Origin of the sequence: Sulfitobacter sp. F26204 (assembly GCF_026410305.1) — a bacterium.
Taxonomy (GTDB): domain Bacteria; phylum Pseudomonadota; class Alphaproteobacteria; order Rhodobacterales; family Rhodobacteraceae; genus Sulfitobacter.
Genome location: NZ_JAPMLQ010000004.1, coordinates 137,632 through 153,795, shown reverse-complemented (window position 1 = coordinate 153,795; position 16,164 = coordinate 137,632). Strand labels below are relative to the sequence as shown.

Below are 16,164 nucleotides of genomic sequence, written 5' to 3'. Positions count from 1 at the left end.
CTCGGACATATGAGGTTCACCTGTCGCAGCATAGGTTATTTAGTCTGCGAATTCACCATGGATCTTAGGCACATGGCCACTATCCGCAGTCCAGACAAACCTCTGGCAAAGGGCCGCAATGCTGCGGCCCTAGCAAAGTCATTCTTGCGGGATTACGCGCAAGCCGAGTTCCATCAACTGGTCGGATGATGGATCGCTGGGCGCGTTCATCATCAAATCTTCGGCGCGCTGGTTCATCGGGAACAGGATCACTTCACGGATATTGGTTTCATTCGCCAACAACATTACTATCCGGTCAATACCTGCCGCGCATCCACCGTGGGGCGGTGCGCCGTATTGAAACGCGTTGACCATGCCACCAAACCGCTTTTCAACCTCTTCCTTTCCGTAGCCTGCAATTTCAAATGCCTTGAACATAATCTCGGGCTTGTGGTTGCGGATCGCGCCAGACACCAATTCATAACCGTTACAGGCCAGATCGTATTGATAGCCCAACACCTTGAGCGGATCCCCCTCCAGAGCTTCCATGCCACCCTGAGGCATTGAAAACGGGTTGTGTTCAAAATCGATCTTGCCGGTTTCTTCATCCTTTTCGTAGATCGGAAAATCGACGATCCATGCAAAGGCAAAACGGTCCTGATCGGTCAGGCCCAGTTCATCCCCAATTACATTGCGGGCACGACCGGCAACCGCCTCAAAGGTTTTCGGCTTGCCGCCAAGGAAAAACGCCGCGTCGCCGACACCCAGGCCAAGCTGTTGCCGGATCGCCTCCGTGCGTTCGGGGCCGATGTTCTTGGCCAGCGGGCCTGCGGCTTCCATCCCCCCCTCTACTTCGCCGGATTTCAGCTTGGCTTGGGCTTCTTTTACTTTGATACCCAGTTCCTGTGCGACTGAATCGGCGGTCTTCTCTCTCCAGAAGATATAGCCCATCCCAGGCAGACCTTCCTTTTGTGCAAAGGCATTCATGCGGTCACAGAACTTGCGGCTGCCGCCCGTCGGTGCAGGAATGGCACGAATTTCGGTCCCTTCCTGTTCCAGCAATTTGGCGAAAATGGCAAAACCGGAACCGGCGAAATGTTCGCTCACGACCTGCATCTTGATCGGGTTACGCAGATCGGGCTTGTCCGACCCGTACCAAAGTGCCGCATCCTTGTAGGAAATCTGTTCCCAGGTTTCGTCGACTTTGCGGCCGCCGCCGAACTCTTCGAAAATGCCTCCGATCACTGGTTGGATCGTGTCGAACACATCCTGCTGAGTGACAAAGGACATTTCCATGTCCAACTGATAAAAATCCGTTGGCGACCGGTCGGCACGCGGGTCTTCATCGCGGAAACAGGGCGCGATCTGAAAATACTTGTCAAAACCGGAGACCATCAACAACTGCTTGAACTGCTGCGGTGCCTGCGGCAAGGCGTAAAACTTGCCAGGGTGTTGGCGGGACGGTACCAGAAAATCACGTGCACCTTCGGGTGAAGATGCCGTGATGATCGGTGTCTGGAATTCCTTGAATTGTTGGTCCCACATACGCTGGCGGATCGAGGCCACCACATCAGAGCGCAGGATCATGTTCGCTTGCATCTTTTCCCGACGCAAATCGAGGTAACGATAACGCAATCGGGTTTCCTCGGGGTATTCCTGATCGCCAAACACCATTAATGGCAGCTCCGCAGCGCTGCCCAGAATCTCGAGGTCGCGGGCATAGACTTCGATCTCTCCGGTCGGAATCTTGCTGTTGATCAGGCTTTCGTCACGGGCTTTTACTGTCCCGTCAATACGGATACACCATTCGGCGCGGACCTTTTCCAGGTCCTTGAATACCGGGCTGTCAGCGTCGCAAAGTACCTGCGTCATGCCGTAGTGGTCGCGCAGGTCGATGAACAATACGCCGCCGTGATCACGCACGCGATGGACCCATCCGGCAAGACGCACGGTATCACCGACGTTAGAGATGTTAAGATCGGCGCAAGTTTGACTGCGATAGGCGTGCATGAGCGGTCCCTTCCGAGGGCTGGGTTTGTTGGCGCAGATACACCTTTTGCAGACTAGGAAGTCAAGAGCAGGGACGGTAGAACAGGATGCATGGTTTCAGACTGGCCAATTGAACGCAGCAGCGCGATCCAGGGTGTTTTCCGCGGACTCGATTATGGCGCACCGGAACATCTGTTATTACCCAAGGGCTTTACCACGTTACCGAGATGTTCGTGGAATTTCAGGCCGGTGGTTCAAGCAGATCACCATGTAGGAGAGATGATCAAAATTCCCGGAACGAAAGACCATTCGCCTGATTCCACAGCCAGAGGTGTGATTGTAGTGATACGCACTGCGTCAGATAGCATGCAAAGACCTTTAAGCGATGCAGTGCCACAACGGAACACGCCACTTTAGCTTACGTTGACAAGCTGCAGTGCAAATTTAGTCATCTATTAGTCATCTAATGGTGACGCGGAATTTTCCACCACCCTCCCGAGAATGACAGTTTGCTTCAACCCAGCGGTGGATGCTTCTCAGCAACTGTTCGGATCGCGAGCTCAAAAAGGTGAACAAATCATAGTGTGTAACCTATGTCGCAGGTGTTGTGGTGTTCTGAGCCTCTTTGATGCGGTTCCAGTGAAGCTGGCTGGGATCGGAAAGAACTGACCGACGACAATGCCAAACAACCGAAACGAGATCCTGCCCTACCTTGACTTGATTGCAATCTGATCGAAAAGCTGGACCATTATCTTGATGTATCGTTGTTACAACTGGTTGCTTTTTCAAGGGTTTATTCCCAAACCGGGCCGCGTAGCACAGATCTCGGATCACCGCGACGGCATGTTTCCTTGCAAGGGTCCTGCCCTCGGTTGATTGGATGACAGCCTGATTATGCGGGGTGTGACAGTAGGCGAAACTTCTTGCGATTCTTCCAAAGATTTCTCTTCATTTATCTATTGCCCCACCTATAGTTTGTTTCACGTAATATTTGAGCCAGGACTTTACCATGAATTCTTCAGACCCTTTCGCCGACGCATTTAGCGCCTTCGGGACGCTTGGATCTTATGGCGCTTTCGCCCCTCCTACATCCGCCGATGACATTCTGAATCAAACAGTCGGGGAATATCGCAGCCTTCTGGACGCAGCCGAAACTGCGCTGAGCCAATTGGATAGTTCGATGTTCGCAAACCTGTTGAACAATCCGCAAGTTGTCGGTTCTCTTGATCCTGCAACCCGCGCTTTGATCGAGGATTTCGCACGCGGCGACTTTGCGCTTGTGCGCGACCCTATTGATGCGGCACGCCAGATCGTAGCGCCCTATTCCGCTGATACGCTGTTGCGCGATGTCTTCAATGACCTTGACCCTTCCGGTGGTTCCGTCGACGGCATCGAACAGGCTTTTGCCACAGCACAGGCCGAATTGGCAGCCCTGTTGTGGGATGATCAGAATGGGATCTTCAACTCTCCCACATTCTCGGTGGATTTGAATTCTGGCACATGGTCCGCCCAGACCACTGGTGGACAGAACGGATATGGCGGCACGACGCTCGCGGATTTTTACAACCAACTGGGCAATGCCGTTGGCAACTCCATCATGGCCTTTATCGGATCACGCGACAGTATCGTCGGGCAGTTGCTTGACCAGGGTGCCACAACTGCCAATTTTGGACAGGCTCAGGTGGCTGCACAGGCTGCCGCGACTCAAGCTCTGCAGGCCCTCCAGACATTGGGGAACCAAATCATTGCTCAGGACCACAGTGGTATGTCCTTCGCAGGTTCAAACGCGGCAGCTCAATCCCAAAGCTTGTTCAACGCTTTGGCCTCTGTGCTGCCGGGGGTAAGTGAATTCCTCAACAGTTTCATTTTTGGATCGCGCAATTCCGACCCGAATTTCGTTGTCAGTTTTGAAGGTGATGTCGCAGGCTCGGATCACGGTGACTGGTTCTACCTCTCCAAGGGCAACGACACGTTTGACGGCGGGGCCGGTACAGACATCCTTTTCGGCCTTGAGGGCAATGATAACCTCATTGGCGGCGCCGATAACGACGGCCTGTTTGGTGGCGTCGGTGATGACAACCTGAATGGCGGCCAAGGCGACGACAATCTCGACGGGGGCGAAGGCGCAGGTGATATTGCCAACTTTGCCAATGGGTTGGGCCAATATACGTTACAATTCAACAACACCGGCAACGTTATTGCGCAGGACCGTTCTGCAATCGGCGAGGGGACGGACCTGCTGACAGGTATTGAAATGCTCTCGTTTGGCGGCGGTGCGTCGATCTTTGCTGACGGCATGATTGATCTCACAAAGTTCCAAGGCATTGCGGGTCTTGATGCTGCGCAGATCAATACATTTGTGGAACTCTACATCGCGTATTTCAATCGCGCACCAGATGCGGTCGGTCTCAACTTCTGGGGCACTGCATTCGCAACCGGCACATCGCTGGACCAGATCGCCTCATTGTTTCTTGATCAGGATGAAACCCGTGCAACCTACGACGCGGACATCAACAATCTGGAATTTGCCACACAGGTCTATCAAAACGTCCTGGGACGCACCCCTGATGCTGCAGGTCTGGCCTTCTGGCAGGGAGAACTGGACAGCGGCAACGTCAGTCGGGATACCTTCATTCTGGAAGTACTGAAAGGTGCCAAGGCAGATTTGCCAGCAGGTTCCTTACAGGCGGATATTGATCTGCAACTGATGGACCGGGGATACCTCGCGACCAAGACCGACATTGGTACCTATTTTGGTGTGATCAAGGGGCTGTCTGATGTTGCGGACGCCACGGCTGCGATGCAACTGTATCTGCGCGGCGATGACAGTTCGATACAGGGTGCCATCGACAAGATTGATCAGGAGTATGCCGCAGCTCTTTCAGACAGCAATGGTGAATTCCTGATGCAGCTGGTTGGCGTGGTGGATGACCCGTTTGGGTGATTTAACCCCGCACGCTGACAAGGCGAGGTCGGTCTATGTGTCCCGCCCGGCGCTGTTAACAGTGTCGGGCCGCTTGAATACCATAGGTTCAAAATTCCCAAACGTGCCCGGAGTGGCGGCTTTGGGCTTGGGCGCGCTGGTGCCGGTTTTGCAGCATTACCTATCTGTTAACGGGTCTCGATCCTGCCTGAAAAGGCACCAAACACCAGCATCCCAAGTGTCTTGATATGCTTGTTGGGCATCCCGTCGGCAGAGTCAAAGGCAATCAGGCTGTCATGGTCTGCAATCCGCTCTGCAGCATTTGTCTTTCCCTATTCTGATTCCGATTTCACACCGTTCCTTTCTGCCTTCCCTTGCCGCTATCAGGAGCAAGCATAGCCTGCATTTCTCGCAAGATTTCATTGTCGCTCTCACACGATTGGGGGGTATCAAGCTCATCTTCGGTAAATACGTTGGCTGTGGGGCTTGTCATCATTCAATGGAAATCCCTGCTTGGGAAAAGTTTCTTGGCTTGATCCCGCGGATGATACGCGCGGCCTGTGGACACAGGTTTTCTGGTGCGGGGCACGTCGTCAGCTTGCGATAATGTATGACCAACCCTGTGCTCCATCGGATGGCCAAGCTCGGACAACTTGTGCGAGATGTCCTGAATATCCTGTGCGATCAAATGAACCACAATACCTTCGCGTTGCAGATACCCTGTTACCCGCAACAAGCGCCCGCCCATCACAGCCGCCCGGAACTGTTCATAGACCTTGGGCCAGACAACGACATTGCTGACACCAGTTTCATCTTCAAGCGTCAGAAATACCACACCAGAAGCCGTTCCAGGACGTTGACGGGTGATCACCAGACCACAAACGGTGACACGACCAGCCGGAACATGAGGCAGTTCGGCATGAGGTGTGACATCGGGCAATGCCGGGCGCAGTAACTCAACCGGATGCGCCCGAAGCGAAAACCGCATCGAGACATAGTCTTCGACCACAGCTTCGCCCAAATTCATGACAGGCAACGTGACCTTTGGCTCTGCAATCACTTCACCATCAATGGGATCATTGAACAGTGGTAAAGACGTGTCAGCCCTGATGGCCTTGACATGCCAAAGGGCATCACGGCGGGCCAACCCCAGCCCTGTAAAGGCATCGGCTTCGGCCAGTCGTTCCAGCAAGCCCGAGGAAACACCTGCGCGATGCCACAGGCTGGCGATGTCATGATAACCGTTTCCCCGGGCGTTCACGATCCAGTCCGCATCATCTTGCCTCATGCCCTTGATCTGGCGAAATCCCAGCCGAAGGGCCAAACTGCCATCTGCACGTTTCTCCAGATGGTTGTCCCAACCTGAATTGTTGACGCAGATAGGGCGGACTTCGATGCTGTGTTCACGGGCGTCCCGCACGATTTGGGCAGGCGCGTAGAATCCCATCGGCTGGGAATTCAGAAGGGCACAGGCAAATGCAGCAGGATGATGACATTTCAACCACGCCGACACATAGGCCAGCATCGCGAATGCCGCAGCATGGCTTTCGGGGAACCCATATTCACCAAAACCTTCGATCTGGGTAAAGCAACGATCCGCAAAATCGGCATCATAATTGCGCTCTAACATTCCGTTGATGAAACGATCTCGGAATGTACCGATGGTTCCCATCTTGCGGAATGTTGCCAGGGACCGCCTGAGGTGGTCGGCTTCTTCGGATGAGAACCCTGCCGCCACGACGGCAATCTGCATGGCCTGCTCTTGAAACAACGGAACGCCGCAGGTTTTGCCCAGCACGGCTTCCAATTCAGCCGATGGGAAACTGATTGGCTCCTTTCCTTGTCGCCGGTTGATATAGGGGTGAACCATGCCCCCTTGGATGGGGCCTGGCCGCACAATCGCCACCTCGATCACGAGATCATAGAATGTACGCGGTTTCATCCGTGGCAAGAAATTCATCTGCGCACGGCTTTCCACCTGAAACACACCAACCGCATCCGCCACACAAAGCATATCATAGGTCTGAGTGTCTTCTTGTGGCACGCTCGCAATAGAGAGTTCAGGACCATCATGGGCCGAAATCAAATCAAAGCATTTGCGAATGCAAGTCAGCATCCCAAGGGACAGGATATCAATTTTGAGAATGCCCAAACTGTCGATGTCGTCCTTGTTCCATTCTATCACGGTCCGGTCTTCCATCGCCGCATTCTCAATTGGACAGAGTTCATCCAGCCGCCCCTGGGTGATGATGAAACCGCCAACATGTTGGGACAGGTGACGCGGAAACCCTATTATTTCTCGGATCAAACGCAGGGTTTGTGCCAACCGGCGATCTCTGGGATCCAGACCAAGTTCACGCATGCGGTCCTCATCAACGCCGCTCCCCGACATTCCCCAGATTTGCCCTGTCAGACCGGCCAACACATCCTGGGACAGTCCCATGACCTTTCCCACTTCCCGAATGGCCGCCCGTGTTCTGAAATGGATAACGGTGGCACAGAGACCTGCCCTGTGCCGGCCATATTTCTCATAAATATGCTGAATTACTTCTTCACGGCGTTCATGTTCAAAATCAATATCAATGTCAGGCGGTTCGCCACGATGCTCGGACATGAAGCGCTCGAACACCATTGTGATCGTTTCGGGCCCGACATCGGTGATGCCAAGGGCATAACACAGGATCGAATTGGCAGCGGACCCCCGCCCCTGACACAATATTCCGCGTGATCTGGCAAAGACGACAATGTCATGTACCGTCAGGAAATATGCCGCAAACCCCAAAGTTTTCACCAACTTCAGTTCTTTTTTCACCAACGCCCCTACACGTTCAGATATTCCATTGGGATACCGCCGCTGCAGGCCAAGCTGCGTCAGCCTTACCAACCGGTCTTGCGCGGTTTCTCCATCCGTCACCTCTGTCGGATATTCATAAGAGAGTTCCGACAGGCAGAAACTACACTTGGCGACTATTTCCTGTGTACGTCGGATGGCAGCCGGGTGTTTGCGAAAAAGACGAGCCATATCCTGAAGGCCCTTTAACCGGCGCTCCGCATTTGGCAGCGCACGTTTACCGATATCGTCGATGCTGCAACCTTCGCGCAGACAGGTCAGCACATCCGCCAACTGGCGCCGCGACCCGTGGTGCATCAACACATCCCCTATGGCGACCATCGGGGCGGCCGTGGTGTGTGACAAGGACATGCAGCAATCAAAGCGTGCTTGATCGGTACCATCATACCGGGGTGCACACCCCAGATACACATTTGAAGGAAAGGTTCGCGCCATCTCTGCGATATGGTCTGTGGCATCCCTGTAGTCCCCCTGCGGAACCGCGATGAGCGTCATGCCAAGGCCGCCTTCCATGAGGTCACTATGTGCCAGATGACATTGCCCTTTGGGGGCACGCCGTTTGCCAAGGGTCAGCAACCGCGATAACGCCTCGTACCCTTTACGGTCCCTGGGAAGCGCGACCCAATGCGCTGTACTGTCTTGCAGCACCAACCTTGCGCCAACAATCAGCTTGGGGAATTGAGGGCCAGTCACAGGACAGTTGATCGATTTGGCCTGTGTTATCTGGCGGCTGCTGTGATCCACCTGCCGGGTTGATCTGATTGCAATGTCTTCTGTTGCCATGCGTTTGATTTCCTGTAGCGCGGCATAGGCCCGCACCACACCCGCCAGTGAATTCTGGTCTGTAATCGCAATAGCGGACAGACCAAGCTCTGCCGCACGCGTGACCAGTTCCTCCGGATGCGAGGCCCCTTTGAGAAAGGTGAAATTACTGGTGGTGCAGAGTTCGCCATAGGTCATGCGAATATACCCTGAACAAACCAACAGGGGTTCTGCGGAGTGTGGAACATCCATAAGCGATGTCCCTCTCTTGTTTCGACCTTCCAATAATCACGGACACCATGACGCCAGTTTTCATCCTCGAACCACCATTCTGGTGCGATACGTTCCGGTCCCGTGATGCGCCCGACGGTGAATGACATCGCCCGCCACCTGAATCTTCCGGGCGGGCGGTGCCCCTGTGCCGCGACATATTCCGGCGGGAACAACCGGATCGGCCGCGGGTTTGTCGCCCCCCATGAACCTGTGGGGTCGGACCAGGCCGCGGGTGAAATGATATAGCTGCGTTCTGGAATATGGCTGTCAGCGGGCAGGAAACGCTGAATGTTTTCCAATCCGATACGGTTGCCCAGCCGTGTCATCAGATCATGTAAACCGCCGTTGTCATGCTCTGTAGGGCGCGCGGTGATCTGTTCTACCGGCAGTGGTTCAACCTGGGTGGCCACAAGACGCAACTGGTCGATGCCAAAACCTGCATTGATCCCGTCTACCCCCTTTGCAAACAGCGGCAATATCCTGTGTGGATCACGCAAAGCCCGTGCAAGCCGCAGTTCAACACTTTGATCGACCCCGTCAATACGGCGACACATCAGGCAGAGCACCCGCGCACCGCACACGTCTCGGGCCAGTTTTTCGCACAAAGGCAGCAACAACCGTTCGACGCCAGCCATCACATCTTTGGCCAGGCCTATCGGTTCAGGGATCGTCAGACGCGTGGCATAGGTCTGTTGGGTTTCCTCGGGTGAAATGCTTTCTGCTTGTTGTCCCAATGCCTGATCCAGCCGCATCAGGACGGATGGCCCGAACCTTTGACCAATAGTGGCACGTGGCAGATCGGCAAGTTGGCCAACCGTCTTGATCCCCAGCCGCTGCAACGCCGTATCCTCATTGATCGTGATTCTGAGGCTGGCAACCGGCAGCGCGTTGATGGCTTGCCCCGTTTGCCCCGTTTGTGCGCATCCCTCACCAAAGCGCGCCAATGCCCAGGCGGCACCGACGGTATCGGCCAGACCGATACGCACCGTGAGTCTGGATTGGACCAACCGCACCCGCATGTCCTGCAGCATCGCAGCCTCGCCACCAGACAGATGGGCGGACCCTGTTACATCAAGGAGCAAACCATCGCCCCTGTCTTTGCCGACCCAGGGACAGTACCGCTTGGCCCAGCGGAGCAGACCATCTTGAAAGGCTTGATCGGCTTGCGGGCTATGTTCGCATGTCTGAAGCTCGGGACAAAAGGAACGCGCATCGGCCAATCCCATGCCTCGTCTCAGTCCACGCTGTTCAGCCTGTGGATTCAGGCACAATACGCGATCTGCATTCCTGATCTGCGCAATGACCGCAAATGGACCTTCATGATGTCGTCTGCGTAGCAAGCGTTCGCTGGACAGGCTCGGAAACCACAGAGATACGACACGCCGTTTCATCCCACCTGATGTCCCAATACCCATTTGTTCCCGATTTGTTCTTAATAAGAGACCACCTCATCTGAGTCGAGTCATCAGATGAAAAAACGGGGGAGACATGCCAACGTGTCTGTGTCGCGTTACTGCCCATGCCGTCGCTCACGATCATCAGGCCTGTTGACCCACCGACCTCGGCCGCCAATTGCAATCTGCGCCCCGCTGTCAGCGTCAAAGGCTTCGTAAGTTCTGCAATCACCAGAGAGATCACGCCGGACCGCAACGCCTCTTCTGTCGCGGCCAGTACGTCAGTCGAGCTGTTGCATTTCCCGATCAACACCTGATGCGGGTCGCAATACATTTGCAGGCCAAGAGGATTCACCACCTCCGTCACCCAGCTTTCAACAAACCAAAAAGCCATACCAGCAGTATTCCCGCAACAAACAGACGCAAAACCATATGCGCCTGCCCCGGTAACTTCATGATACCGAGCGGGCTTTAGTGGAAACACATCAGAGAACTGGACAGACATTCGCATTTATGTTCACCAAACGTTCCGGATTTCAAGTATCGCAAACCGTATAACTGCACAATCCCACCCGGCGCGCTGGTAGTGTCTCAGCCATCAGACCTGTGCATTGATCAGCGGCAAACTCAAAAGCACAACTGCTCCGTCAGGCGCATCGATCAGTCTGAGCGACCCACCGTGGTTTTCCATGACCCGCGCAGCAATCGGAAGACCAAGCCCACTGCCCGGCCCGCCATTGGCCTGGCCAAAACGGCTGATCGCTGCAATGAATTTTTCACGCGGGATGCCAACCCCGTCATCTTTGACAAGAAGTATCGCCCTCTCGCCCTCGATCGTCAGATTGACCTCAATCCGGGACAAATCCGGACCGCCATGAACCACTGCATTCATTAGCAAGTTCAACACAGCCTCTTGCAACATGACTTCATCGCCTAGAATGCGACCCTTCTCATCCGGCAACATCAGGACCAATTCCACCAAGGACGACGGATTCTGAAGCCTGAAATTCTCTGCTATCCTGCGCAACAGCTCTGTCAGATCCAATTGGACACCGGAACGATCGACATCTGTTCCGCTGGCCCGTTCAAAAGACAGAAGCTGGTTGGTCAGATTACTGGTTTCACGCGCCGCCTGCACCAATTCGGCGCTGCGCTCATTTGCGGCTCTGGCATTCGGCGCATGATGAACAGCTTCGGCAAGGGCAAGGACCCCGGCCACAGGATTTCTCAACTGATGCGCCGCGTTCGAAATAAATTCGTCCTTGGAACTGATCCGGCGCGACACCCGGTCCAGAAGGCCATTCAGGGTCTCGACAAGCTTGCGGGCTTCGATCGGCACCGGGCGGCGAATGGGCTCCAACTCGGTCGGAGTGCGCTTTGCGATCGCTTCTTCAAGATCGAGAAGCGGGCGCAGGCCAAGTGCCACCCCGAACCAGACCACAAGCGCGACAGACAGAACCAACAGACCTATAACCGCAAAGGAGCGGGTAACGACTTCACGGACAAAACTGTTGCGGACATCGGCATTCTGCCAAACGGTAATATTGAAAATACCACTGACGCCGCTGATCGTCGTGCCATCCTGAAATCTCAGAACGCGCACGCTTTGACCCTGATACTGAGCGTCATAATAAATCGCGTCCGGCTGATCCAATGGCGTTGATTTGGTTAAAACCGGCGGGGTCGAATAGCCCGTCACGAAAACCCCGTCCGGCGCATAGACATGGTAGAACAATTCGCCTCCCGAAGTGTCGTTCAAAAGCCGGCGCGTTGCCGGGCTGAGGGCGTCCCCGTCGGAAACCGCAATGTCGCGTGAAATGGCCAGAGCTGCCGACAGCAATCCCCGGTCAAAGATATTTTGCGCACTCCGGGTGGCATTGCGGAATTGCCAGGCACCAGCGACCAGCGCGATCAGCAACAAGGGCAGCAAAATGATCAAGATCAACCGCGATCGAAGCGAGCGCGGTGTCATTCAACACTCTCGGTCAGCAATTGATACCCCAAACCACGCTGTGTTCTGATCTGGATACCAAAGGGGCTGAGCCGCCGACGCAAGCGCGAAACATAGACTTCTACCACGGTATCAGCGACATCTGTACCAACCCCATAAGCATGGTCGAGCAGGGTATTCTTGGACACAAGACGACCCTTGGCGGCAAACAGGCATTCGAAAACGGACATTTCACGGCGAGGCAAATCGATTTCGGTTTCACCGTCAAGCAATTGACGCCCTGCGACATCGTATTTCAGCATCCCAACCTCTTGAAACTGCAGCTGCGGAATGGTCCGCCTGCGCAGCAAAGCTCTGACCCGTGCTTCGAGTTCGGCCATCTCAAACGGTTTGATTAGATAGTCGTCCGCTCCCGCATCCAGACCGATCACCCGATCCTCGGTCTTGGCACGCGCCGTCAGCAAGATCACCGGCCTGATGTCGCCGCGCTGTCGCATCTGCGTCAGCAGGGTAAGCCCGTCAGTGCCTGGCAAATTGATGTCCAGAATGATCAGGTCAGCACCATCGTCCAACAAATACCGCCCCGCCGTATCACCGTCACTGACAAGATCGACCGCGTGGCCTGTATCTTCAAGGCAATAGCGAATACCCTTGGCAAGGCTGGCATTGTCTTCGATCAACGTGATCCGCATGGTAATAAATTCTCGAAGATGCAAGTTTGATGCAAGGTTCGCAGGTCAGCTAGAGAACATCAACAGGGGGCGGACACCCCTTTTTGATTCTGTTTTTGTCCTACGACAAAAGGGACCGCATTAAAGGGAGGTACATATGTCCACTTTCAAAACCACGCGTCGCGTGGCTGCCAGCCTGTTGGCCGCTGCCGCAGCAACATTCTCGTTTCAGGCGCATGCCGACGGCCATTCCATGGATATGGCGGGCAAAACCGTTGAGTGGATCATTCCGTTTTCGGAAACCGGCGGATCGGCAAAATGGGCGAATTTCTATGCACCGCTCCTGTCCGAAGCACTTCCAGGGCAGCCTACCGTTGTTGTGAAATTCATGCCCGGTGCAGGATCAACCAAAGGTGCCAACTATTTTCAAGAACAGGAATTCGAAGATGGCACGACAATCTTCGGTTCCAGCGGCTCTACTCAGTTTCCTTTTCTCCTTGGCGATCCACGGGTCAAGTTCGACTATGCGGATTGGAACGTAGTTCTTGCCTCGGGCACTGGTGGCGTAGCCTACTTGCCGCCTGATCTGGCTGCCAAGATGGACGGCATGGATGCCAGTGCCCTCAAAGATATTGATTTTATCTATGGCAACCAGGGCGCAACCCGTCTTGATCTTGTGCCTACCTTGGCTTGGGAAATGTTGGGGCTGAATGTCGAAAGCGTCATGGGCATCAAGGGCCGCGGTGATGGCCGCCTCATGTTCGAGCGCGGTGAGGCAAACATCGACTATCAAACGTCGTCCTCCTATCTTTCCGGCGTCACGCCGCTGGTTGAAGCAGGCACAGCCGTTCCCATGATGACCTGGGGCGCACTGGACGACGATGGCAACATCGTGCGGGATCCGACCTTCCCCGAAATCCCGACCTTCAAGGAAGTCTGCGAAAGCACCGAAGGATGTGAAACCTCTGGCGAACAATGGGATGCCTGGAAGGCTTTCTTCATCGCGGGTTTTCCTGCACAGAAAATGGTGTTCCTGCCAAACGGTGCATCCGATGCGGCAATCGCGACCTATACCGCAGCTTTTGAAGCAGTAAAGGCGCGCCCCGACTTTGCAGAAATTTCTGGCAAGCGTTTGGGAAAATATCCCCAGATGACAGGGGCTGCAGCGAAGAAGGCGCTTGATAGTGCGACCAAGGTAACGCCCGAAGCAAAGGCGTTTATCATTAACTGGTTGCAGGAAAAATACGGCGTTTCGCTGAACTGATCCTTGCTTTTTGAACGCCCCGCTCTGCGGGCGGGGCGTTTTCACAAGCAAGAATGGGGATAGAATTCATGGAAATCATCATGGAAGCGTTGCCGGCACTTGGCAGCGCCTGGCAATTGATCCTTCAGCCCGTCGTCTTGGGGTATCTTGTTCTTGGCGTTGTGATGGGTTTGTGTATCGGAGTGTTCCCCGGTCTGGGCGGTATCGCCGGGCTTTCCTTGCTTTTGCCTTTCATGTTCGGCATGGACCCCATCCTTGGGCTCGCGCTGATGGTCGGTATGGTAGCGGTCGTTCCGACCTCGGATACATTCGCATCGGTCCTGATGGGCATTCCCGGTTCCTCTGCCAGTCAGGCCACGGTCCTGGACGGTTTTCCGATGGCCAAGAAAGGCCAAGCCGCGCGGGCGCTTTCGGCGGCCTTTGCTTCTTCTCTTTTTGGCGGGCTTGTCGGTGCCAGCTTTCTGACCGTTTTCATCCTGATCGCGCGGCCAATCGTGCTGGAATTCCGCACACCGGAATTGTTGATGATCACCATTTTCGGTTTGTCGATGGTTGGTATCCTGGCCGGGCGTGTTGCGATCAAGGGGATCGTTGCTGCTGGTTTGGGCATGTTGATTGGCACAATTGGCGAAGGCGCGTCTTCGGGTGATCTGCGCATGTCATCCTATGATTTCCCTTATCTCACAGATGGTTTGAAGCTGGTCATTGTCGGTCTGGGTATCTTTGCCATTCCAGAGATTATTTCACTGCTGAGACAGGACCGCGCCATCTCGCAGGAACCAGAACTTGGCGGCGGATGGCTGGAGGGGGTCAAGGACTGGTGGGCCAACATCTGGCTATCGGTCCGCTGTTCGATCATCGGCGTGATTGTAGGGGTCATACCCGGCCTTGGCGGTTCCGTCGTCGACTGGATCGCATATGGCCACGCCGTGCAAACGACCAAGGACAAGTCCCGGTTTGGCAAAGGCGAAGTGCGTGGTGTCATCGGACCGGAAAGCTCCAACAATGCAAAGGAAGGTGGCGGGCTTGTCCCGACCCTGTTGTTCGGCATCCCTGGGTCAGGCTCCATGGCGATTTTCATCGGTGCGATCGCGCTGCTGGGGTCCGGCCAGATTGAAGTCGGCCCGGCCATGTTGAAGAACAACCTCGACATTACCTATTCCATCGTTTGGCTGCTCGCCCTCGCCAATGTCGTCGGCACGATCATCTGTATTGCTGCCTCTGGTGGCATCGCTAAACTGACGACAATCCGCTTTGCATTGCTTGCACCCTTCCTGTTCATGATCATCAGCTTCGCGGCCTTTCAGTCCGGCCAGAACCTGATGGATCTCGTGGCCCTGCTTGCCATCGGGTTTCTGGGCATCATGATGCGCCGCTTTGACTGGTCGCGCCCCGCATTCCTGATCGGTTTTGTTTTGGCCCGCCCCGCAGAGACCTATGCAAACCAAGCGGTACAGATCGCGCAAAGCCAGTTCCGCAAAAGCCTCGGTGAAGGCTTTGAATATATTTTCTCCCCTATCGTCATCATTCTCCTCATCATCACAGTCATCTCTGTGGTCTTGGGTTTGCGCCAAGCCAAAAACATTCTGGCAGAAGGTGACGTGCAATCCGGTTCAAAGCGCGCGCCGCTCGTCTTTCTTTTGATCATTACGGCTTACATCGCCTATGCCTTCTATGATGCGGCATCCATCCCGAGTTACAGCCGTGATCGCACCTTCCCGATGTTTGTCGCCGGTGTTTGCCTGCTGGGCTGTGCCGCACTGATCATACGAATGATGCTTAAACCCGAGACAAATACGATCTTTGCCGACCGCGAGTTGAACGGCGAGGATGCGGATGCGTCACACAGGCTGTGGCCGACACTGTTCTGGTTTGCCGCGCTTCTGGGTCTGACAGCCCTGTTTGGCTTCATCCTTGCGCTTGGTGCCTTCTTGTTCAGCTTTATGAAGGTCCGCGCCGGGGTCAGCACGATATATGCCATCATTTATACGGCTTGTGGCATCGTCTTTATGTGCGGCATGGCGTGGTTGCTGAACCGTGATTTCCCGCCGGGCCTCTTGCAGGAATACACGAACTTTCCTTGGCCCTTCAATTGAGGTTTTGGTGA

The 16,164-nt window shown here is 54.8% G+C and carries 9 protein-coding genes; 3 read left to right on the top strand and 6 right to left on the bottom strand.

Going from position 1 to position 16,164, the window contains the following annotated elements; genetic code table 11:
• Positions 1 to 138 precede the first annotated feature (138 nt).
• Positions 139 to 1,989, bottom strand: a complete 1,851-nt coding sequence (gene aspS / locus OS190_RS12035) for an aspartate--tRNA ligase (RefSeq protein WP_267158951.1) — start codon at positions 1,987 to 1,989, stop codon at positions 139 to 141.
• Positions 1,990 to 2,977: 988 nt separating this feature from the next.
• On the opposite strand from aspS, the gene OS190_RS20510 reads away from it, so the two are divergent.
• A complete protein-coding gene (locus tag OS190_RS20510; RefSeq protein ID WP_323370692.1) occupies positions 2,978 to 4,912 on the top strand; it encodes a DUF4214 domain-containing protein in 1,935 nt (644 codons plus the stop codon).
• Positions 4,913 to 5,387: 475 nt separating this feature from the next.
• Here the strand turns inward: OS190_RS20510 and OS190_RS12020 are convergent, their stop codons facing one another.
• From OS190_RS12020 to OS190_RS12000, 5 genes are all read right to left on the bottom strand, one after another.
• Positions 5,388 to 8,756 carry an error-prone DNA polymerase gene (locus OS190_RS12020; RefSeq protein ID WP_416237400.1) on the bottom strand — a complete coding sequence of 1,123 codons (3,369 nt, stop codon included), beginning with the start codon at positions 8,754 to 8,756 and terminating at the stop codon, positions 5,388 to 5,390.
• Positions 8,699 to 10,168 carry a Y-family DNA polymerase gene (locus OS190_RS12015; RefSeq protein WP_416237399.1) on the bottom strand — a complete coding sequence of 490 codons (1,470 nt, stop codon included), beginning with the start codon at positions 10,166 to 10,168 and terminating at the stop codon, positions 8,699 to 8,701. The genes OS190_RS12020 and OS190_RS12015 overlap by 58 nt, the downstream gene beginning before the upstream one ends.
• Positions 10,095 to 10,565: an ImuA family protein gene (locus OS190_RS12010; protein WP_267158949.1), complete on the bottom strand. Its 471-nt coding sequence runs from the start codon at positions 10,563 to 10,565 to the stop codon at positions 10,095 to 10,097. Before OS190_RS12010 ends, OS190_RS12015 begins: the two co-directional genes overlap by 74 nt.
• Before the next feature lie 204 nt (positions 10,566 to 10,769).
• On the bottom strand, positions 10,770 to 12,143 hold the full coding sequence (locus OS190_RS12005; protein ID WP_267158948.1) for a sensor histidine kinase: 1,374 nt from the start codon (positions 12,141 to 12,143) through the stop codon (positions 10,770 to 10,772).
• The gene (locus tag OS190_RS12000) at positions 12,140 to 12,814 is read right to left on the bottom strand and encodes a response regulator transcription factor (protein WP_267158947.1); all 675 of its coding nucleotides are present in this window, start codon (positions 12,812 to 12,814) and stop codon (positions 12,140 to 12,142) included. Before OS190_RS12000 ends, OS190_RS12005 begins: the two co-directional genes overlap by 4 nt.
• Positions 12,815 to 12,977: 163 nt before the next feature.
• On the opposite strand from OS190_RS12000, the gene OS190_RS11995 reads away from it, so the two are divergent.
• Both OS190_RS11995 and OS190_RS11990 read left to right on the top strand, forming a co-directional pair.
• On the top strand, positions 12,978 to 14,057 hold the full coding sequence (locus OS190_RS11995) for a tricarboxylate transporter (protein WP_416237405.1): 1,080 nt from the start codon (positions 12,978 to 12,980) through the stop codon (positions 14,055 to 14,057).
• Between the two features lie 68 nt (positions 14,058 to 14,125).
• Positions 14,126 to 16,153, top strand: a complete 2,028-nt coding sequence (locus OS190_RS11990; protein WP_267158945.1) for a tripartite tricarboxylate transporter permease — start codon at positions 14,126 to 14,128, stop codon at positions 16,151 to 16,153.
• Positions 16,154 to 16,164: the final 11 nt, after the last annotated feature.

What these genes read in the sequence shown, in the direction of transcription:
- OS190_RS12015 (WP_416237399.1), bottom strand. Translation starts at nt 10,168, where the DNA reads ATGAAACGGCGTGTCGTATCTCTGTGGTTTCCGAGCCTGTCCAGCGAA.
- OS190_RS12010 (WP_267158949.1), bottom strand. Translation starts at nt 10,565, where the DNA reads ATGGCTTTTTGGTTTGTTGAAAGCTGGGTGACGGAGGTGGTGAATCCT.
- OS190_RS12020 (WP_416237400.1), bottom strand. Translation starts at nt 8,756, where the DNA reads ATGGATGTTCCACACTCCGCAGAACCCCTGTTGGTTTGTTCAGGGTAT.
- OS190_RS20510 (WP_323370692.1), top strand. Translation starts at nt 2,978, where the DNA reads ATGAATTCTTCAGACCCTTTCGCCGACGCATTTAGCGCCTTCGGGACG.
- OS190_RS11990 (WP_267158945.1), top strand. Translation starts at nt 14,126, where the DNA reads ATGGAAATCATCATGGAAGCGTTGCCGGCACTTGGCAGCGCCTGGCAA.
- OS190_RS12000 (WP_267158947.1), bottom strand. Translation starts at nt 12,814, where the DNA reads ATGCGGATCACGTTGATCGAAGACAATGCCAGCCTTGCCAAGGGTATT.
- aspS (WP_267158951.1), bottom strand. Translation starts at nt 1,989, where the DNA reads ATGCACGCCTATCGCAGTCAAACTTGCGCCGATCTTAACATCTCTAAC.
- OS190_RS12005 (WP_267158948.1), bottom strand. Translation starts at nt 12,143, where the DNA reads ATGACACCGCGCTCGCTTCGATCGCGGTTGATCTTGATCATTTTGCTG.